We start from the raw sequence: 20,331 nt of genomic DNA on the forward strand, positions 1-20,331 counted from the left end.
CCGCAGAGCTTTTCTTTACAAGTATCTATTGATACACGACAATTAACCCCTTAACGTCCCGCCTTGTGGAGTGCTCCCGATTCTGCTGTAAAATCACCCGAAAAACTCGGTTCAGACCGCTGGTTACCTCAGTCCTATCCCAGATTTTGCTGGCAGGTTTGTATTCATGGGTGACCCAAACGGGTAAATCATAAGCCGCAAAGAGAGCATCAATACTAGGATGGAGTTGAGAAGTCGCCAGTTTTGGATCGTCGAGAAAATCCTGCCATGGTGGTGCTGGGGCAGTGGCGACTCTTGGCCGAAGTTTTATCTTGAGATGTGGCTTCATAACGCAGAGCTAGCTTACTGCAAGCTTTTGAGGGGGTTAAGACGCTATCAGGCCAAGAAAGTCTACGGATAACCCCCTTCCTCGCTAACAAGGCTTTGGGGTAAACCTCTTTTCTTTCCCTGATATAGAATCGCCTCCGAATTGCAGGAGGCTTAACCTGAATGACTTATACCAAAGCTGACTTTTGGAAAACATCGAAGTTTGTAACCTTAAGGGGGAAACTTTGTGTCCCTTGTGACCTGTCAGTCGATAGTATGTTCATTTCCGTCGTTGAGTACTAGTTGAGAAGTTCAGGGAAGTTTGCGATCGCAACCAGAAACTTTTATACATTTCTTAATACTCCTCCTGCACTCCGGTCTGGCAAGGGTTCCAGAGCAATCGCTACTTTAGAAACCTGTCTTAACCTGCATATCTTGATGAAGCGGTACGTAAAAACCCTTAACTTGGCCGAAACAGGCAAGGTTGCATTCAGTCCATAAGCGTATGCACTTCTGATTTATGGCATCTACCCCTCAATCGCGTCCTCGACAAAGAAAAGTTGTTGTCCTGACTCAATCAGGGTTTCAGAAGCTTCAGGCCGCCCAAGCCCAGTCCGACATTTGGGACAACTACATGAAAACCTGCACGTTAGAAGCTTTAAGCGAGCAGACTGGGTTATCTACCCATACCCTGAGCAAAGTCCACGCCAGGCGTTCGGGGGTAGATCTGCGGACGTTGGTACGCTACTTCAGTGCCTTTGGTCTACCGCTAGAACAGGGGGACTACAGATCAGCCGAGAAGGTAGACACAAAAGATCGCCCCAAGCCGAATACGCCCTTGAGTGAAGGGCCTGCCTTACCATCTCCAACATTTACTCCTGCTGTCAGTTGGGGCACAGCCCCTGACGTTGCGAAGTTCTATGGTCGGGTCGATGAACTGGCGACCTTACAAGCCTGGATTTTAGAGCAGCGATGCCGCCTGATTATCCTGTCAGGCATGGGTGGCATCGGCAAAACCTGGCTGTCTGCTAAGCTTACGGAGCAATTACAGTCAGCCTTTAAGTTCGTTCTTTGGCGCAGCTTGCGACCCATCTCGAAAGCACACTCCCCTTTGCCTTTTGATGAGCTGCTTGATGATTTACTGAGAAATTTAGACCCCCAATCAGGTCTGTCTGGTGCGGAGGACATTCGTACCAAGATTTTGTGGCTGATCGGTTGTCTGCAAAAAACGCCCTGTCTAATCGTCTTGGATAATGTTGAGTCGATCCTGAAACAGGCTAGCTCAGGGGACTCTGCTGACGGGAATATTTCAATCGGGTATCAGGCGGGCTATGAAGCCTATTGCGAACTGTTTCGGCTCATCGGGCAGGGGCGACACCAGAGTTGTTTGATGTTGACCAGCCGTCAAGTACCGCAGAAGCTTTCGCCATTTTCAGGGGAAAACCGGCAGGTTCGGCTGTTTTCTGTCGGTGGGCTGAGAACTCCAGATATACAACGAATTTTTGCCGCTAAAGGTTGTTTTCAAGGAAATGCTGATGAGTGGCATCACCTGGTTGATTACTATGGTGGCAATCCTTTCGTTCTAGAAACTGCTGCAACCACCATTCAGCAATTTTTTGGCGGCAGCATTTCTGAGTTTCTGACCTATAAATCTCTCCTGCTTGACGATATCCGTGAGCTTATGGATCAGCAGTTTGGGTTGCTTTCAGAGTCAGAAAAGGCTGTGATAGGTGCTCTTGCCCATCAAAAGATGCCCTGTTCGTTATCAACACTGCGATCGCACCTTTCCGCCTCGATAACCAACACCCATATGTTAGGCATCTTAAAATCTCTCAAGGCGCGATCGCTCCTGGCAAAGGCACCGACCAACCCTACCATGACCTCCTTCCCAGCCAACTACGTCAGGGATTACATTAGCCAGAATTTTGGGTGATAACGAGTGCTTAGCCAAAATTCTGAGCTTACCAGGTTTCAGTTCGAGGGCTGAATTATTCAGCCGTACCTGTAAGTTCCACATCTTCGTATAAAGAGTCGATCGCAACTCTCAGATCCACAGTCTCTAGCGCTAGCTGATCTCCTTCACCAAACGGATGCAGCACCCATAGTCCCGCTTCATTCTTACGAAATACCTCGACTTGTTGCTGAATTTGGCTGACTAAGACATACTCTTGCAATGTCTCCAAACAGCGATAATGTTCAAACTTTTTTCCTCTATCCTTCGCTTCTGTGCCCTCCGATAGTACCTCTATAATTAGCACAGGATATTTTTTGAAATATCGAAAATCGCGATCCCTTTGGTCGCAACTGACCATGACATCCGGGTAATAAAAATGATTAACGACATCGATCTGCACCTTCATGTCAGATCCATAAACCCGGCAATCGCTACCCCGCAAATGTCCTCGCAATAATGATGTGATATTAATACCAATGGTGACATGCTCATCAGTGGCCCCCGCCATCGCATAAATATCACCATTGTGGTACTCATGCTTAATTGTGCTTGATTTTTCTGCTTCAAGATAGTCTTCGGGTGAAAGATAACTGGACTGCTTAATGGCGATCATGGCATTTTTATAGCAGCGGCAACATTCACACTTTTCAGGATACATCGTCTCCCCACCGAGCTGCCCATGGTTCAAAGAGTCTGTTCTCGTTGGTCTCGCCTGCTGCGGCTTGGCCTCTATCTACTGCTAGGGGTGCTCCTCGCCAGTGCGCCCTGCCTCAGCCGTAGTGTTATTTTCCCCAGAGCATTGGCCAGGGCGGATGCGATCGCAACCACCCCAACCCCAGCCCTCCTAGACCAGGGTCGCCAAGCCTACACCGCCCAACGCTTTAGCGAAGCCATAACCGCCTGGGAAGGGGCTGTGGCTGCAACCTCCAGCCAGTCCCTCAACCAAGCCCTGGCCCTCAGCTATCTGACAATGGCCTACCAGCAACTCAGCCAGTGGGACGCCGCCGATCGCGCTATTACCCGCAGCCTAGACCTCCTCGCCACTATTTCCGACTCCACTCAAAAGCTGGCCGTGAGCGCCCAGGTGCACAACACCCTCGGTAGCCTGCAATTTACGCGGGGGCAGACCCAGGCCGCCCTGGAGACCTGGCAAACCGCCGCCGAGCTGTACCGGCAAACCGGCGATGAAGGCCGCTATGTCAACGCCCTACTAAACCAGGTGCAGGCCCAGCAGTCCTTGGGGTATTACCAGCCTGCGCGGCGCACCCTGGCTACCCTGGAGCAGCGCCTACCGCAGCAGTCGCGGCCCGTGCAGGTGCTGGGCTATCAGCGGCTGGGGCAGACCTACCGCTTGCTGGGCGATCTGGAAGCTGCAGAGGCCCGTTTGCAGAAGGCTCTGGAGCTGGCGCAGCAAGAGCACCTAGCGACGGGGGCGATTTTGCTGGGGCTGGCCAATATCGCTCAGGGGCAGGGGGATTGGCAGGGTGCGATCGCCCTCTCCCACCGAGCCGAACAGTCTACTGAAGCCGACATTCGCCTTAAGGCCCGGCTGAACCGACTTAACCTGGTAGCCCAGCATGATCCTGAGGCGGCTCCACCGCTGGCCGCCACCCTACCGAGGGATCTAGCCGAAATGTCCCCAGGGCGCGGCCAGATCTACGCCCACATCAACGCCGCCCAGAGCCTGCTCCAGCTCAAAACCCCTGCCGAAGTGGAAACCGCCGCCCGACTGCTGGCCCAGGCGATTCAGCAGAGCATCGCCTTGCAGGACACCCGGGCCGAAGCCTATGCCAGGGGCTACCTGGGCCATGCCTACGAAGTTGCCCAGCAGTGGCCCGAGGCACAGCAGCTAACTGAGCAAGCCCTGACCCTGACCCAATCCCTCGATGCCGCCGATATCGCCTACCAGTGGCAGTGGCAGCTGGGTCGCCTGCTCAACCAGCAGGGTCAACCGGCAGCGGCTTTGCCCGCCTATCGGGCCGCCTTCACCACCCTCCAGTCCCTCAAGCAGGACCTGGTCAACCTCAGCGACGACCTCCAGTTCTCCTTTCGCGACAGCGTCGAGCCCGTCTACCGAGAGCTAGTCGATCTGCTCCTACAACCCGAATCCCAAGCAGCTCTACCCTCTCCCCCACCTCCCCATCCCCCCACCTCCCCATCTCTCCCTTCCGCCCGCCTAGCCGAGGCCCGCTCGGTGATCGAAGCCTTGCAGATCGCCGAACTCAACAACTTCTTTAGAACCGCCTGCCTGGAAGGTGAGCAGGTCGCCCTGGAAGCGGTGAGCCAGTCCACCACCGCCGTGATCTATCCCATTATTCTGCCGGATCGGCTGGAGATTATTGCCAGTCTGCCGGGCCAGCCCCTGGGGCAATACACTAGCCCAGTACCCCAGGCAGAGCTGGAGCAGACCCTGACGGACTGGCGTCAATATCTAGAACGGCGGTTCACGGCCCCAGAGGGCAGAGCCCTGGGTCAGCAGCTCTACCGCTGGCTGATTGCCCCAATGCAGGAAGTACTGGCCGAAACCCAGCCCCAAACCCTGGTGTTTGTGCTGGATGGTGCCCTGCGGAATACCCCCATGGCGGCGCTGTACGACGGGGAGCGGTACCTGGTGGAAGACTATGCGATCGCCCTCTCCCCAGGGCTACAGCTGCTCGGCCCCCGTCCTTTGCAGTCAACTCAGGTATCGGCGCTGCTGGCAGGGTTGACAGAATCTCGCCATGGCTTTAGCGCCCTCACCAACGTGAACGACGAAATTCAAACCATTCAGGCGCTGCTTGACAATCGGGTCTTGCTCGACGAACGGTTTACCACAACGGCCCTGGCCCAGCAGATCGCCAAGACCGAGCTGCCCATTGTGCACCTGGCCACCCACGCCCAGTACAGCTCAAACCTTCAAGACACCTTCATTCTGGCCTGGGATCGCCCCATGCCGGTGGATGAGTTGAGCCTCCTGCTCAGCGCTGGGGATCAGAGTCGGGTGGAGCCCATTGAGCTACTGGTGCTCAGCGCCTGCGAGACGGCCACCGGAGACAACCGCGCCGCCCTGGGGCTGGCGGGTCTCTCGCTTCAGGCGGGTGCCCGCAGCACGCTGGCCTCGTTGTGGAATGTAGACGATGCATCGGGAGCCTACTTTGTCCGCCAGTTCTATCAAGCCCTGGCCCAGCCTGGGGCCACCAAAGCCGAAGCACTGCGTCAGGCCCAAACTGCGCTGTTACAGCACCCTGACTACCGCCATCCGATCTATTGGTCGGCCTATGTGCTGGTGGGAAATTGGCTGTAGCCCTATAATGTGACCGCTACAACCAAAGCCTCTTGAACCCCTGCATTGACTCGATCGCAAACCCGATCCCATTGGGTTGGCTTGGCGCTTGCCTGTCCAGCTATATTCCTAACCCTGGCCGCCATTTCTCCCACCAGGGCTGAAATGGTGGGGCTATCGCCCGATCCGGTCCCTCAGATGTTATCCCAGGCGGGGCCAGCGCTACCCCGCCTGCCCAGCCAGCCGATTCCAGAACCGCCCCTGCCCGATCAGCCGCTGCCCCCCCTGCCGCCGCCGGAGGAACTGTTGCCCCCGGCTGAGCCTGCCCTGCCAGAAGCCCCCCTGGAGGGGACAGAGGCCACCTTTTTTGTCAGCACTATCGAGATCACGGGCAGCACCGTCTTTTCCCAGGCCGATTGGGCTGACCTGGTGGCCCCCTACCTCAACCGGCAGGTCAGCTTTGGGGAACTGCTGGAACTGCGCAATGCCATCACCGAACGCTACGTTACAGCGGGCTACATTACCTCAGGGGCGATCCTGCCGCCCCAGACCCTGGTTGACGATAGGGTCACCCTTCAGGCGATCGAAGGGGAACTCGAAGAGATTGTGGTAGTCGGCTCAAATCGCCTCAGCCCGGCCTACGTCCGCAGCCGCCTGGGTCTGGCCAGCACCCCTCCCCTCAACGTCGATCAGCTACTGGCGGGGTTGCAGCGGCTCCAGCTCAATCCCCTGATCGAAACGGTGGCGGCGGATTTGCAGGCGGGCAGCGGCGCGAACCTCAGCGTGCTGGTGGTGGAACTGGCCGAAGCGGACTCCTTTGCCGTTGACCTGAGTTTGGACAGCTACGGGGCTGCCAGCACCGGGGCCGGGCAGCGCCGAGTGCTGCTGAGTCAGGGCAATCTGTCGGGCCTGGGCGATCGCATCACTTTGGAATACGAAAACACCGACGGCAGCAACGGCGTTGACCTGAGCTACACCCTGCCCGTGAGCCCCAACAACGATGCCCTGCGCATCAGAGCCGGTTACTCCAGCAGTCGGGTGATCGATCCCAATTTCCAGGTGCTCGACATTTCCTCCAGCAGTGTTTACTACGATCTGGGCTATCGCCATGCCCTGATCGAAACCCCCACCGAAGCGCTCACCCTGGGCCTCACCCTATCCCATCAGCAAAACCAAACTCGCCTGGGCCTAGACAACATTGGCCCCTTTCCCCTCTCCCCAGGGGCCGACCGTGAAGGCATCACCCGCGTCACGGCCCTGCGCTTCTCCCAACAGTGGACCCAGCGCAGCCAGACCCATGTGCTGGCCTTTCGCTCCCAATTCAGCCTCGGTCTCGATTGGCCCAACGCCACCGTCAACCCGACTGGCCCCGACAGCCGCTTTTTGGCCTGGCGCGGTCAGGGCCAGTGGCTCCAGCGCTTTGGCCCCGATACCGTGCTGCTGCTGCGGGGTGACGCCCAACTGGCCAGCAATGACCTGCTATCGCCCGAAAAATTTGGTCTGGGCGGTGCCCAGAGCGGGCGCGGCTATGGGCGAGATGTGCTGCTGCGCGACAGTGGGGGGCTGCTCTCGGCCGAGCTGCGATCGCCCATCGCCCGCGTTCCAGAGCTAGATGCCACCCTACAGCTAATCCCGTTTCTCGATGTCGGCGTGGCCTGGAATGTGAACGCTGACTTGGCATCTGGCCCAAACACCTTGATTGGCACCGGACTGGGCCTGCTCTGGCAACAGGGCGATCGCCTGTCCATGCGAGTCGATCTGGGTATTCCACTGGTGCCGGTTGCCGAAGGCAGAAACGGCCTACAGGAAAGCGGCATCTCTTATTCAGTTAGGTATATGCTCTTTTGAAGAAGTGTACTGCCGTGATGGCTGTAGCGCACCCTGACTGGCTGTGAAGCATTGGTACAGTATGGCAAGATCCCCGGGTGCTCAGGCCCATTGGCCATGAACTTTGGGGCATGTCAGGGCAGATCCCTAAGATTGTACTGGCGTTCTACGACCTCTTCAGGGCTAGGGTGAGGCCATCGGCGATCGGCACCAGGCTTAGTACGATGCGGTCGTCCTGATACAGGGCAGCATTGAAGGCCCGAATCGCCTTGGTACGATTATCTTGTGTCGCCGGGTCGGCCACCCGCCCCGACCACAACACATTATCTATGGCGATCAACCCCCCAGGACGCACCAGCTTTAGGGCCTGCTCGTAGTACGTGGGATAGCTGCTCTTGTCAGCATCGATAAAGGCAAAGTCAAAGCTGTCGGTTTGCCCAGCGGCAATCAATTGGTCCAGGGTATCGGCAGCAGGGGCCAGGTGCAGATCAATTTTGTCGGCCACGCCAGCCTGCTGCCAGTAGCGCTGGGCGATCGCGGTGTACTCGGCACTAACATCACAGGCCACCACCCGGCCATCAGGGGGCAGAGCCAGGGCCACCACCAGGGCGCTATAGCCGGTGAATACGCCTACTTCCAGGGTTTTTTTCGCCCCCAGTAGCTGCACCAGCAGGGCCATCAACTGCCCTTGCTCCGGGGCGATCTGCATTTGAGCCATGGGATGTTGGGCCGTCTCCTGGCGTAACGCCCTCAAGACAGCGGCTTCTTTCACCGAGTGGTCTAGCAAATAGCGATACAGACGATCATCTAAGGTCAGGGTTTGGTTGGTCATAATCGGGGGTCCCCCTGGCAAGGTCTCCCTGAATATGGAGGAAAGCTAGCAATTTGGCAACGGCCCACCTAACCTGCCTTACTATGGCAGGTAGGCCATCGCTGCTAAAGGAGAGGAGCTTGGCATGGACGACGAAACTGTGGTGCAAATTTCAGCAATGACCGGCTGGATTATTGGTGTCAGCCACAGTAAAAACCGAGGTTACCAGTGCTGGATTGTTAACCCTGCCCTGGATGTACTCAGCGACGGCACCTTCTACACCACCAGCAGCGCAGCAATGTCTGCAGGGCGCGCCTTTGTGGAACGGTTTGGCTAGTACCGCCTGGCAGAAATACGACCACCTTCACGGAGAGTGACAGGTGTTAGGAATCGCTGGCCGACGTATGCCCCAGGGTACACGGCCAAGGTGGCAAGCCCCAAGAGCCTAGGCGGCCTGCTGAACGGCACACAGCACCTGCCGCATTTGTTTCATGTTGCCGGGTAGGTCGGTTTTCATCGCATGCTCGATCAAAAAGGCCGGCACTGGAATGGTGGGCGCCGCTTGCACGCCATAGCTAACTAGGGTCCCGCCGTTCACATCTTGCAAGTATAGGTCTGCGGCAAAGTGGTTAAAGGTGCCTTGCTCTAAGCGAAACTGGACGCGATCGCAGGCGGTTTCAAACACTTTCAGATAAATTTCCACCTGGGCAGACACCATCATAAAGCCCTTGCGACCGACCTGATAGAGACGACGGTAACGGTGAGACGCGGTTTTTACAGTCTCTATAACCTCGCTCTGGGTGATGTTAGGAAAGAACTGGGTCCAACGACGGTAGTTGGTCACCTGGGGCCAAATTTGCCCCCGGGTTAAGGGTACATACATATGGGCGGTCACCGCCCCACCCCCAGTGGTGCCCACCTGGGGCTTAACCAAAACATCTCCCCGTAACAAAGCGATTTGATCGCTGACAGAAAAGGTAGCGAAATCTGCCTTAACTGAACCCACTCCAGGGACACTTCTATCGATACTGACAACCATAGATGGTGTACTCCTCACTAAGATACCTGCGCTATTCCTTGCGCCTATGCCTCAGGCCGGGGCCTTCTCCCCATTAATACCCAAAGGCGTCCTGCTATATAAACGGGTCAAGCGTATTATTACTGTGCCTTTACGAACAACCCTCCGTATTCCTGCTGAGACCCGCTGAAGCTTTATATTGTCCTTTGCCTCCCCTAAGCCATAAGACGGCTAAGCTAAAGATATACGGGTTTGCGGTTCACGGTTCGCGGTTTGCGGTTCACGGTTTACCATTTATCCGACACCCGACACCCGACCCCTGTTTCCTGGCTCTCGACACCTTGCACCCTCAGCTCAGTCACGTCCTAACGTCTCAAGATAGATCTCCCTCGATTACTTATGGCTATGCCCCGCCGTCGCTATCCGTTACAGCCCATCACCAAATTGTTTCTCGTGGCCCTGGGGGTAACAGCCGCAGTCTGGGTGCTGCGGGGCTTTGGCCTGCTGGCTTTTTTGCCGGGGGTGGTGCTGTGGCTGTTGATTTTGCTGTGTTTTGCCCTGGGCATTTTAAGTACCCTACAACGCATCCGCTAGGGCTTCACGGCAGCATCACTCCCCTGCTTTCGTCAGCCCAAACCACTAGAACGCCGGTTCAGATCCCAGGGTTCTATCCCTGGATGCCCCAAAAATCGTGGCTAATCAGCCCAAGAACCCTGGGATCTTGACATACTGTACCGATGCTCTAGTGCAGCGTAAAGTCTTGAATTTAGGGTTTCCAGAGTAGAGATTTGGTGGCATCAAGGTCCGAAATCCCTTCCTTTTGAGGCCTGCGCTGAGCGTGTCGAAGTGGGTAGGGGTGGGTCAAGCAAGCCCGAAGAACCCACCCCGCCCTCCGGGCACCCCTCCAAAGGAGGGGATGGTAAGCCCTGATGTGTTGAAGCAACCTCCCTGAAGATCAAAGACTTTTGCAAAGCACTTAACCTAATTTTTAGTCTTGACAGTCCACTAGGCAGAGTGGGGTTCCCTTTCTGCCTTTTGCCTGCCTACGTCTGCTTTTCTGTCCTCATTCCGGTACGACGGATGTTAGCGGTTGATTTTGAATGAGTCAAAGGAGGGGGGCGGTGGGGGGCGGCGGCGGCCAAAACGTTTCCCTGGCCCTGGCCCCGACGATCGGGTCAATACATTGAACTGGGCTCCCACCAACATCAGTAGCACCAAACTATACAGCCCCACTAACCCCACCCCAAGCCCAAGCAACAGGCCATAGTTAGCCAGTTCGACAAGCCGCTGGATACCCCAACGGCTTAACCCTTGTACCAGTAGCCAGCCCGCGATAGTCAGTACCGTTCCTGGCAGTAAGGGGGTTCCCGGCACCCAGTGACTGGGGCTGAGGCGGTAAACTACCCCCAGGCCCAACCCCAACACCCCGATCGCAGCGATCCATCGCCCCAGCCCGATCAGCCAACCCCACCGCTCAGGCTCGGGGGCACCAGCCGGGCCAGTGACCAGGGCCACGGCGATCGCCACCATCGTCAACAGCATGACTGTAATCACCCAGGGTATGAACCGTCGTACCCAGGACGTAGGTGGCACCGGTTGTCCCTGGTAAATTGCTCCCAGGGTTTGGGTGAGGGGGCGACTACCGGCCAAAAAACAAACCCAGGTAATGAGTCCGACCCCAACTAAAAGCCACCGATTAGGATCGGCTGGCGGTGGCAGTACCTCGGCCCTGACTAAAGCTTGTAGCCAGGTGGCCAGTCGCAAAGCCCCCTGCAACCACCCCTGGCCTGGGTTCAGGTGCAGCGTTACAAAGCTCCCCCCTAAGAGCCCCAACAGCCAGCCAAAGGTGATTTCTGTGGTCTTCGTGGTCCAGCGCCCTTGCCCTCCTTTGTGCCATAGGCTTTGCCACAGGGAGAGATTGCCATAAAGGCCCAACCCCTGAAACCGAAGATGCGATCGCAACCAGAAACGACGACGATTAAACATGGCCAAGTCCACTGCCCAGCTTTTAAGGCCAACCTAACCCACAAAGTCTACGGGATTTTAGCGTACAGACCGTAGATGGCATGGATTTTCTGACGGGATTAGGCGCGATAGACTGGCAAGGTAAAGTAAAAGCTACTACCTTCCCCCGGCACAGAATCCACCCAAATTTGGCCATAGTGAGCCCGAATAATTTTCTGACATAGGGCCAAACCCAGACCATAGCCTTCTTCTTTGGCATCCCGCTGTAGGCGATAGCTTTCCTCAAAAATCTTGTCACTGTTCTCAGATGGAATCCCAGGTCCTGTATCAGCTACAGTAATCTGCACCTTTTGGGTGGTGCGGTGTAGAGCAACCAGCGACACATCTCCGCCCCTGGGGGTGTATTTGATGGCGTTGTCTAGCAAATTCGTAACTACGCGCCTGACCTGGGTGCTATCGGCATAGACCGACGGTAAATCTTGCGGAATTTCAGTGGTCAAACGCTGCTGCTTCTCCTGCAAACGACCTTGAAAGGCTTCGGCCACTTCAAAGCAAAGACCGTAAAGGTCCATTTCTTTGGGAAACAGTTGCAGCTCAATCGACGCCCCCCGAGCGGTTTTCAAAATGTCAGTGATCATCCGATTGATGGCCCGCACCTGGGTTTTGGCGTGCTTCAGCAGCTGACCAGTCAGTTCCGGGCTAAGGCTGAGGTTCCGCTTCTGGTCAGGGGCATAGCCCAGCTCTAGGGTCTCAATGGCGATCGAGGCCGCCGTCAGTGGATTGCGTAAATCGTGGGCCATCATGGCAATAATCCGATCTTTAAACCGCAACTGAGCTTCTAGCTCTTCTTTGGTCTGGTTTAGTCGAAAAATTTCGTCTGACAGCTTCATCAACTCGGCCGAATAGCTCAGCGGGTTATCGCTATGCTCAAGCGCTAAAGGCATACCTTCGCCCTGTTCCTCGACCTCAACCCGCTGCCTTTCTAAGTATTCTTGCTGCCACTTCGGCCACCACCGCTCCAACTGACTGACGATGTCACTACCGGCCAACATATGTTGGGGGGAGGGGGCTACTTTAATCAGCGCTGGACTGGCGACTAACTTATAGTGTTCAGCCAGATAGGGCTGTTCGCCAATGTCTACCACCTCTAAGTTGAACTGAAATTGCCCTTCCAGGGTTTTCAGATATTGCCGAATTTGCCGCACTTGTTTGGCCAGACTCGGTCGCCTGTCAATGAAGAGCAATAGTTTTAGTGGGACCCGATCGCCCTCAAAGCTACTGGAGGGAACCTCCATCCTTGTCTCCCTAAGCCCGACGATGTAACTGTAAGCCTAAATCTAGCCTGATGATAAGCCCGACTTTAGGTGCATGTTATATAGCCTATCTCGATCTTCCCCCGGTGCCGCACCAGGGTTTGCTCAACATTAGCCAATTACACAGCTGGCACGGTTGTCCTTTAAACCAAACTCTGAATCACTTAAAACTTAGGTGTAGGAATAAGACGTTAGCTCTGTCTAAATCCAGACCTTCAGTTCTGCCCAGGGGAAGGTTTAATCCCCAGTCTGATCTTGATATATCTATAGATAGTCTTGGGGCGCTGGACCGCTAAGTTCAGCCAGAGACGCCAGTTTTGGGCTTAGGCACAGTTCTAGAGTATCGTTTTGATCCGTAAATTACGGTTTGCAACCTGTAATCAAAAGAGTTGTTACGGTCAAGTGAGTTGGCTACGGCCAGCCTGACAGAGTCCTCTACATTAAAGGTAGGGGCTGCGGGCAAAGACAGTCGATTTAAGCATAAGGATAGGGGGTAGTAGTAATGACCAACTTTTGTTTCGCACAAGTCATTCAGCGATCTACCCTAGTCCGCGTATCTGCGGCATTAGCTTGGGGCGCAGCGGTGTCCATCGGTCTGCTAGGGGTCAGTCAAGTCAGCCTTGAGGCCTCAGAAGCGGTTACGTCAGAGCGGGCAGCCAACAGTGTGGCCGAAACAGAGAACGCCTCTGCGATCGCCCAAGCCGCTTTCCCTAGCCAGGGACCAGGGCAATACTTGTATGGCCAAGCCCCGGAGCCAGAGCAAGTAGGTTTTGGTTACGTGGTGTTAGACAGTAGTGCCGATGGCATTTACGGTGCCCTGTATTTCCCTAGCTCTTCCTTTGATTGTTTTCACGGTCAGGTGCAAGGAAACGAATTGGCAATGACGGTGATCGATAGCTACAGCCAGGAGCCCTATGCCTACAGCATCGCCTTAGCCTCAGATACGACGGTGGCCTCCTCTGGCGCCAGTGACGCCCTTGAGCCCTTGAGCCTAAAGGATTTCTACCAGCTGGATGGGCCTAGCGAGAATGATTTGCGCATGTTAGCTATCTGCCGTGGGGTGGTCGCGTCCGACTAGTCATATTCAGCTGGCTTACAGGCCGTTAGCCCCAGGCTAGGGTCACGGTGGTAGTCGGCCGTCGGTTGCCATATAGTAATCGTCAGTTGCTGGTCAATGTGATACAGGTAGGCCACCTCAGGAAAATGCCGGGTCCCCACCTTGAGGTTGGAAAAGTCATCCTCACAAATTTCAAACCCAAACCGCACGATCACCTGAGCAGCCAAGCATTCTGGGGTATCGGTAAACTCCCCAGAGGTCTTGCGCTCTTCTGAAAATTTTTCCAGAAATGGCTTCAGCAGGCGCAGCACCTTGTCAGGTTTGCCGTTACGGCTGGCGTAGATGATTACCGGACTATCTTCGATCAAAATTTCGCACGGGATCAACATGATCAAGTTATCTCAACGCTTCGTTTCAGGGTACACCGATGCCAGGGGATAGCGGCGAAGAAATCCTGCTCGCAGACCAGCTATCTCCGACTTAAGATTGTCAACCAGTTAACTGTCTTAAAGAAAACGCTATCCTATGCTGAGAGCTCAATCCTATCCTTGAACCGTTACCCCAAAGGACGCGTGAACGCAGCAGAACAGGCAAACAGTATTGAATTCGCCAGCAAAATTGCCGCGATTGTTGGCCTCTTTAAGGGGGAATTTCCCGACCTGAGGGTCGATCTAAAGCCCTGGGCCAATGATCCAGAAACTCGGGATCTGGTTGACCCGGAGTCCATTGACCTGGGTTTTCACTTTCCAGGGGTAAGTCGGCTGTTTCGCTGTCGCAGCCTGTTGGTGCAAATTCGGTTTTACCACGATTCAGAGTCGCAGCAACGCAAGGTGATTGGGCTAGACGTGGCTGGCTTTGACCATCGGGGGAAACAGTGGACCCTGTCGACGATTGACAATTGGTCGTTTGCTGGTCAGGCGGCCCCTGATCCCACTTGTGGAGAGCGGCTCAAGCAATGTTGCCGACAGGTGTTTGCCATCTTTGGCACAGCTTTCCCTACCGTCGAGCACTAGAACCCCAGTCCAGATCCCAGGGGTCTGCCTTGGGATGCTCCGATATTCATCGCCACTGAGTTCATCGCCACTGAGTTCATCGCCACTGAGTCAAAGAACCCTAGGATTTCGACATACTGTACCAATGCTCTAGGCGCCCCTTGGGGTATGAACTTCTATCGGTCTTATCAGTGGTCCGCATGGGTGGGCCGAAAGCTTTGGGATAAAATAGAGAATTGGATCTGGCGAAGGGATGGCGTTTGAGCCGCAGGCGCGATCGCCTAGAATTGATGAGGGGCTAGCTCTCGTTACCCACCGCTTCGTTAACCATTGAACGCTAACACCGCAGGTTTGCTATGAGTCAAGGCACGCTGTTCGATAAAGTTTGGGATTTACACACCGTCAGTACCCTACCTTCGGGGCAAACCCAGCTCTTTATCGGCCTCCACCTGGTGCACGAGGTCACCAGCCCCCAAGCCTTTGCCATGCTGCGGGAGCGGCAACTACCGGTGTTGTACCCTGAGCGCACTGTGGCCACCGTAGACCACATTGTACCTACCGAAAATCAGATGCGTCCCTTTGCCGATCGCCTGGCCGAGGCGATGATGCAGGCCCTGGAGCAAAACTGTAAGGATAACAATCTCCGGTTTTACAATATTGGCTCTGGCAGCCAGGGCATTGTGCATGTGATTGCCCCTGAACAAGGGTTGACCCAGCCGGGCATGACCATTGCCTGCGGTGACAGCCATACCTCTACCCACGGAGCCTTTGGGGCGATCGCCTTTGGCATTGGTACCAGCCAGGTACGCGATGTGCTGGCCTCCCAAACGCTGGCGCTCAACAAGCTTAAGGTACGCCGCATTGAGGTGAATGGTACTTTGCCCCCTGGGGTCTATGCCAAGGATGTCATTCTGCACATTATTCGCCATCTGGGAGTGAAAGGAGGGGTCGGTTATGCCTATGAATTTGCCGGCACCGCCATCGCTGCGATGACCATGGAAGAGCGCATGACCCTGTGCAATATGTCCATCGAAGGGGGAGCCCGCTGCGGCTATGTCAACCCTGACCAGGTGACCTACGCCTATTTACAAGGGCGTGACTTTGCCCCCAAAGGGGACGACTGGGACAAAGCCGTCGCCTGGTGGGAAACGGTGCGCAGCGACAGCGACGCCACCTACGATGATCTGGTGGTATTTGACGCAGCGGCTATCGCTCCGACGGTGACCTGGGGGATTACCCCTGGTCAGGGGATAGCCGTAGATGAGGCGTTACCCCAACTGGCAACGATCCCAGAGGGCGATCGCGTTTTAGCCCAAGACGCCTTTGCCTACATGGACTTTACCCCTGGTCAGCCGATTAAAGGGACCGCCATTGATGTCTGCTTTATTGGCAGTTGCACCAATGGTCGCCTCAGTGACCTGGAGGAAGCGGCTAAGGTGGCTAAAGGGCAGCAGGTGGCCCCAGGCATTAAAGCTTTTGTGGTGCCAGGGTCTGAGCGGGTTAAGCAGCAGGCCGAGGCGGCTGGGCTCGATCGCATCTTTACGGAGGCGGGGTTTGAATGGCGGGAAGCAGGCTGCTCCATGTGTTTAGCCATGAACCCCGACAAGTTACAAGGGCGGCAGATCAGTGCCTCCTCGTCTAACCGTAACTTTAAGGGCCGCCAGGGATCAGCCTCTGGCCGCACCCTGCTGATGAGCCCGGCGATGGTGGCCGCAGCGGCGATCGCGGGCTGCGTCACCGATGTGCGCGACTACTTGTAAAGCTTGTAAAGCAGCCGACAAAAACCAGTCGTCCGGGTGCTTTAGACCACAAACCTTAATCTACTGTTGGTCTGTTCTTAACGGGAACTGGTGCCCACCTTAATCTACACAGCCCACCATGGGGGCGGATAGCCTGCTGACAAAGTCTGCCATTGCATCGGCCCTAGGCCCCAGGTAAGCTATCCGGCGAACTCTAGGTACTCGGCGTGTCTATACTTCCAGTTGCCCAAGATTCTAGTTTGCAGACCCACAGCCACCAAACCTTCATTGACCTCCTAGAGCAGCTTTATCGAGATGGACAACGATCGGCCCTGGGTAACCATCGGGCACTGGTCCCCTTCCCGGCCAACCACCAGATTCCCCTGCGCTCGGATGAGGTGCTAGTGATTTGTCGGGGCATTGTGCAATTGTTCACGATTCAGCACGATGGCAGCGAAACCCTCCTGGGGTTAGCCGGTCCGTCGATGCCAGTGGGCTTGCCGTTGACCACCGTTGACCCCTATTGGGCCACTGCCTTAACCGATGTTGATGTCTTGCTGTTATCCCTAGCTGAGATCGAGGCATCCCCGGTATTGATGACCGGTATTATGCGCAACCTGACCCTCCGCTTACAGCAGGCGGAAGCCTGGTTGTCCCTGGCCGGCAAACGACTGGTGGCCGATCGCCTCAAACAACTGCTGTTGATGTTGGCCAGGGACTTTGGCCAGGTGGAACCCGGGGGCATCCGCATTCCTGTCCGGCTAACCCACCATCAGCTAGCCACAGCCATCGGCACCACCCGGGTCACAGTTACCCGGCTACTGAAGGACTTCAAGGCTGAAGGGTGGCTCGGTATCGAGCATCGCTACCTGGTGCTCAAAGTTGATCCCCAATATCCCATGGGTCAACAGCTGGGGTAGTCACTCCACTGTCAGCAAAAACTGTCCCCGCCCAGTGCGATCGAAAGCGTTGACTAAAATAGTGTACTCACCATCCCGGGGTAAGGTAACCGTCAGTTCAGAGTTCGTGGTATTGGGGTTGGCGTCGTCGTTTTCGCCAATCAGATTACGGGCCTGATCCAGCAAGATCAGATAGGTGTCAAAATCATTGCTTTCCAGGCGAATGCGTACCCGCTGGTTGGCCCGGCCTCGAAAGGTGAATTCCTGAAAATAAGACCCATCCCGTAAGGTGCGATCGCCAGGGCCAAGCCGCCCTGACTGACGCAATATCAGCCCTGCGCCAGACCCCCTCGGCTGGGCTTGGCTGAGGGTCAGATCCCGAATTTGCAGGTTATAACGACCCGACTCCCCCCGGGCATAGGCATTGGCGAACACCAGATAGCTGCCAGTGTAGGGTAACTGCACCGTGATCCTGGCATCGAGCCCATCGCCACTGTCATCATCTTGAATCGAAAAGTCGTCGCGCTCAGGGGCGAGCAAAATCAGGTATGAGTCGACATCTTGACTGGTCATGTCGATGGTGACGGTTTGTCCGGCACGCCCTTCAAAGATGTAAGGGTTGTAGTAGCTACCATCGGGTAACACATTGCTGTTCTCGTCTAAGCGCCCTGCTACCGTTGGCCCATTGATGGTAATCGGGGTGGGTTGGCGACTGCTACGGTTGACCGCACTGGTGCTGGCAGTTCCCTCCCGGACAGCCCTTAGGAAGGTTTGCACCGCATCGGTGGGAATGGCAAAACCGATGCCAACACTGCCCCCACTACTGCCCGTGGTAAAAATTGAGGTATTGACCCCAATCAACTGACCGCTGCTGTTGAGCAAAGGGCCCCCAGAGTTACCAGGGTTGATGGCAGCATCGGTTTGAATCAGGTTGCGTTCGGTGTCAATGCGGCTGACAATGCCCACCGTGAAGGTGCCCTGCAAGCCAAAGGGGCTGCCGATGGCAAAGGCACTCTGGCCGACACGGACGGAGTCTGGGGGGGCGATCGCCACCGTCGGTAATGCACCAGGATTTCCCCGCAGTCGTACCGCCGCCAGGTCCTGGCGATTGTCCCCATAGCCCACCACATCCCCTTGAAAGGAGCGGCCATCGGCTAGACGTACTGTCACCACTCGGTTAGAGCCGACCACATGGGCATTGGTCAAAATCAGCCCATTGGGGTCAACGATGCTGCCACTGCCGCCGCCAGTGCGGGTATTAATGGCCACCACCGCTGGGCTCACTTGTTCGTAGACCTGAATGGTGGTGGTTTCATCCACCGGGATCTGAGCCAGGGCCTGGGACCGTGCAACCAAGGCCTCCCCAAGGCCCCTAGGCATAGAAGCTGGCAAAAGGGTGAGCAGAGCTCCTAGCAGTAGGGAGCTTGAGGTTAATCGGCAAAGGGATGCCTGGGCCATAGTGTTTACAGGGAGTGTTGCTATGAAACCACAATACTGAGGGTGGCAGAGGTTATATCGACTACGTTATATCTACTGCGACCCCACCTAATGTCAGGATATATCTTGAGTTTGGCAAATGTCTGGAGCCGCAGCCACTTTTTGATCAGGTCCGTGCTGGGGCAGCAAGGGGGCGACCACTACTCGATTTCGCCCTTGGGCTTTGGCCTGGTATAGGGCGGCGTCGGCAACCTTCAGCAGGTCGGCGCCAGTGGTGCCATGGCTAGGGAAGCTGGCCACACCAAAAGAGGCTGAAATGGCCTCGAGCACCTGGCCATCGACGTTAACCTGTAGGTGGCCAATGGCCTGGCGAATGGTTTCGGCCCGCTCCAGGGTGATCTCTGGGGGAGATTCAGGCAGCACCAAGGTCATTTCTTCACCGCCATAACGACAGGCCAAATCTGAACCTCGCACGCTGTCTCGCAACAGTTGCCCCACGGCTTGCAAGACGCGATCGCCCGCTTCATGGCCGTAGGTATCGTTAAACCGTTTGAAATGGTCGATATCCAGCATGATCACCCCCATGGTGTGGCCATGGCGCTGGGCCCGTTGAATTTCCTGGGCCAGAACCTCCTCCAGGTAGCGGCGGTTGTAGAGCCCGGTGAGGGGATCGCGAATGCTCTGGTGTTGCAGGGTTTCCCGCAGGATCAGATTAGCCAGGGCCAGGGCCACCTGTTCAGCCACGGTACGAGCTAACTGCTGGGTTGGTTTAGGAATGTCCGGAGCGCTCAGGTAGAACAGGCCCAGGATTTCCCCCTGGGCCAGCAAGGGCAGACAGAGGGTGGTATTGCTGGCGACAGCGGCATGGTGGCAGCGCAGTCCCAAACAGCTTGAGCCCACCTGATGCAATCGACCCCGCCGCAATGCCCAACAGTTCTGGGGGCTAAAGTCCAACTCGGTGCCTAAAGGGCTACCCCAGGTGGCGACAGCTTCGATGCGATCGCGGGAACTGTTAAGGATAAACACCCCACCGACACTGTCAGCAAACAACGGCGTGATCAGCGTAGCCAGGGCCTGATAAGCCTCGTCCAGGGTGGCACAAACCTGCAGAAAATCGCTCATTTCCCCCAATAGCACCATTTGACGGTTGCGCTGCTGCAACGCTTTAACAGACGCTGCTAACTCTTGGTTGAGCTGCTGCTGCTGGCGCTCCGCTTGTTTGATCGGGGTAATGTCGCGAAAGGTGACCACAAAGCCATCCCCCAGCTTGACAGCGACCGTCTCAAACCAGGTGTCAAGATCCTCATGGCAGTAGTGAAACTGGCCCTGAAAGGTCTCACCGGTCTCTACGACTTGGATGTAGGCGGCAAACAGGCCATCGGTTTTGTTGCCGGGCATTTCCTCCAGCAGGCGTTTCCCGATCAAATCTGGTAGAAGGCGACCCACCAGATCACAGGCGGCAGGGTTGCTCAACAGCCACTCAAAGTCAATAATGTTGCTCGCCTCATCCCGCACGGAACGAAAGGCCATAATCCCATCCAGGGAGCTATCCAGGACACTACTCAATACTGTTCGGATAAGGTTCAGGTTGGTATTAGGATCGAGAAATTAAGTTGGGGTCGAACCGTTCCCCTCCCCCGATGGGAGGGTTTTCGGGCGGGGAATTTTGCCCGAGGCTTTTTCACGACCCGTGGATTACTGCGCCCCGCTCGGGGCGGAATGCGTTGTTCTGCCAACTCCGTCATGAGCCA

The 20,331-nt window shown here is 55.9% G+C and carries 17 protein-coding genes; 9 read left to right on the top strand and 8 right to left on the bottom strand.

Annotated features, from left to right (window positions below; all coding sequences use genetic code 11):
* Nucleotides 1–1,144 precede the first annotated feature (1,144 nt).
* Nucleotides 1,145–2,239: an NACHT domain-containing protein gene (locus E1H13_RS23940; RefSeq protein ID WP_169617449.1), complete on the top strand. Its 1,095-nt coding sequence runs from the start codon at nt 1,145–1,147 to the stop codon at nt 2,237–2,239.
* A gap of 55 nt (nt 2,240–2,294) precedes the next feature.
* Here E1H13_RS23940 and E1H13_RS23945 read toward each other — a convergent pair whose 3' ends face one another.
* Nucleotides 2,295–2,873: a Uma2 family endonuclease gene (locus E1H13_RS23945; RefSeq protein WP_169617473.1), complete on the bottom strand. Its 579-nt coding sequence runs from the start codon at nt 2,871–2,873 to the stop codon at nt 2,295–2,297.
* A gap of 66 nt (nt 2,874–2,939) precedes the next feature.
* On the opposite strand from E1H13_RS23945, the gene E1H13_RS23950 reads away from it, so the two are divergent.
* Both E1H13_RS23950 and E1H13_RS23955 read left to right on the top strand, forming a co-directional pair.
* The gene (locus E1H13_RS23950) at nt 2,940–5,543 is read left to right on the top strand and encodes a CHAT domain-containing protein (RefSeq protein WP_169617451.1); all 2,604 of its coding nucleotides are present in this window, start codon (nt 2,940–2,942) and stop codon (nt 5,541–5,543) included.
* 81 nt (nt 5,544–5,624) lie between these two features.
* On the top strand, nt 5,625–7,370 hold the full coding sequence (locus E1H13_RS23955; RefSeq protein WP_240966820.1) for a ShlB/FhaC/HecB family hemolysin secretion/activation protein: 1,746 nt from the start codon (nt 5,625–5,627) through the stop codon (nt 7,368–7,370).
* A gap of 145 nt (nt 7,371–7,515) precedes the next feature.
* Here E1H13_RS23955 and E1H13_RS23960 read toward each other — a convergent pair whose 3' ends face one another.
* The gene (locus tag E1H13_RS23960; protein WP_169617453.1) at nt 7,516–8,181 is read right to left on the bottom strand and encodes a class I SAM-dependent methyltransferase; all 666 of its coding nucleotides are present in this window, start codon (nt 8,179–8,181) and stop codon (nt 7,516–7,518) included.
* 124 nt (nt 8,182–8,305) lie between these two features.
* Between E1H13_RS23960 and E1H13_RS23965 the strand changes: the two genes are divergently transcribed.
* Nucleotides 8,306–8,497, top strand: coding sequence for a hypothetical protein (locus E1H13_RS23965; protein ID WP_169617455.1), 192 nt, complete (start codon nt 8,306–8,308; stop codon nt 8,495–8,497).
* A 108-nt stretch (nt 8,498–8,605) separates the two neighbouring features.
* Here the strand turns inward: E1H13_RS23965 and E1H13_RS23970 are convergent, their stop codons facing one another.
* On the bottom strand, nt 8,606–9,199 hold the full coding sequence (locus E1H13_RS23970) for an SRPBCC family protein (protein WP_169617457.1): 594 nt from the start codon (nt 9,197–9,199) through the stop codon (nt 8,606–8,608).
* 378 nt (nt 9,200–9,577) lie between these two features.
* Between E1H13_RS23970 and E1H13_RS23975 the strand changes: the two genes are divergently transcribed.
* Nucleotides 9,578–9,772 carry a hypothetical protein gene (locus E1H13_RS23975; RefSeq protein WP_240966821.1) on the top strand — a complete coding sequence of 65 codons (195 nt, stop codon included), beginning with the start codon at nt 9,578–9,580 and terminating at the stop codon, nt 9,770–9,772.
* A gap of 489 nt (nt 9,773–10,261) precedes the next feature.
* Here the strand turns inward: E1H13_RS23975 and E1H13_RS23980 are convergent, their stop codons facing one another.
* The gene (locus E1H13_RS23980) at nt 10,262–11,164 is read right to left on the bottom strand and encodes a YhjD/YihY/BrkB family envelope integrity protein (protein WP_169617459.1); all 903 of its coding nucleotides are present in this window, start codon (nt 11,162–11,164) and stop codon (nt 10,262–10,264) included.
* A 98-nt stretch (nt 11,165–11,262) separates the two neighbouring features.
* Nucleotides 11,263–12,438 carry a histidine kinase gene (locus E1H13_RS23985; protein ID WP_169617461.1) on the bottom strand — a complete coding sequence of 392 codons (1,176 nt, stop codon included), beginning with the start codon at nt 12,436–12,438 and terminating at the stop codon, nt 11,263–11,265.
* Nucleotides 12,439–12,958: 520 nt separating this feature from the next.
* On the opposite strand from E1H13_RS23985, the gene E1H13_RS23990 reads away from it, so the two are divergent.
* The gene (locus tag E1H13_RS23990; protein WP_169617463.1) at nt 12,959–13,534 is read left to right on the top strand and encodes a hypothetical protein; all 576 of its coding nucleotides are present in this window, start codon (nt 12,959–12,961) and stop codon (nt 13,532–13,534) included.
* On the opposite strand, the gene E1H13_RS23995 is transcribed toward E1H13_RS23990, so the two are convergent.
* Nucleotides 13,531–13,902 carry a histidine kinase gene (locus E1H13_RS23995; RefSeq protein WP_169617465.1) on the bottom strand — a complete coding sequence of 124 codons (372 nt, stop codon included), beginning with the start codon at nt 13,900–13,902 and terminating at the stop codon, nt 13,531–13,533. The genes E1H13_RS23990 and E1H13_RS23995 overlap by 4 nt on opposite strands.
* 183 nt (nt 13,903–14,085) lie before the next feature.
* Here E1H13_RS23995 and E1H13_RS24000 point away from each other — a divergent pair, with 183 nt between their 5' ends.
* The 3 genes from E1H13_RS24000 to E1H13_RS24010 all read left to right on the top strand — a co-directional run bounded on the left by E1H13_RS24000 (nt 14,086) and on the right by E1H13_RS24010 (nt 17,164).
* A complete protein-coding gene (locus E1H13_RS24000) occupies nt 14,086–14,526 on the top strand; it encodes a hypothetical protein (RefSeq protein WP_169617467.1) in 441 nt (146 codons plus the stop codon).
* 335 nt (nt 14,527–14,861) lie between these two features.
* The gene (gene leuC, locus E1H13_RS24005; protein WP_169617469.1) at nt 14,862–16,265 is read left to right on the top strand and encodes a 3-isopropylmalate dehydratase large subunit; all 1,404 of its coding nucleotides are present in this window, start codon (nt 14,862–14,864) and stop codon (nt 16,263–16,265) included.
* 206 nt (nt 16,266–16,471) lie between these two features.
* Nucleotides 16,472–17,164 (top strand): Crp/Fnr family transcriptional regulator, encoded by a 693-nt coding sequence (locus E1H13_RS24010; RefSeq protein ID WP_347404215.1) that lies wholly within the window; start codon nt 16,472–16,474, stop codon nt 17,162–17,164.
* Here E1H13_RS24010 and E1H13_RS27785 read toward each other — a convergent pair whose 3' ends face one another.
* Nucleotides 17,165–18,499 carry a trypsin-like peptidase domain-containing protein gene (locus tag E1H13_RS27785; protein ID WP_278002542.1) on the bottom strand — a complete coding sequence of 445 codons (1,335 nt, stop codon included), beginning with the start codon at nt 18,497–18,499 and terminating at the stop codon, nt 17,165–17,167. It abuts the gene before it with no gap.
* 195 nt (nt 18,500–18,694) lie between these two features.
* Nucleotides 18,695–20,110 (bottom strand): diguanylate cyclase, encoded by a 1,416-nt coding sequence (locus E1H13_RS24020; protein ID WP_206070970.1) that lies wholly within the window; start codon nt 20,108–20,110, stop codon nt 18,695–18,697.
* Nucleotides 20,111–20,331 lie beyond the last annotated feature (221 nt).

It is taken from the genome of Nodosilinea sp. P-1105 (genome assembly GCF_012911975.1).
Lineage (GTDB): Bacteria > Cyanobacteriota > Cyanobacteriia > Phormidesmidales > Phormidesmidaceae > Nodosilinea.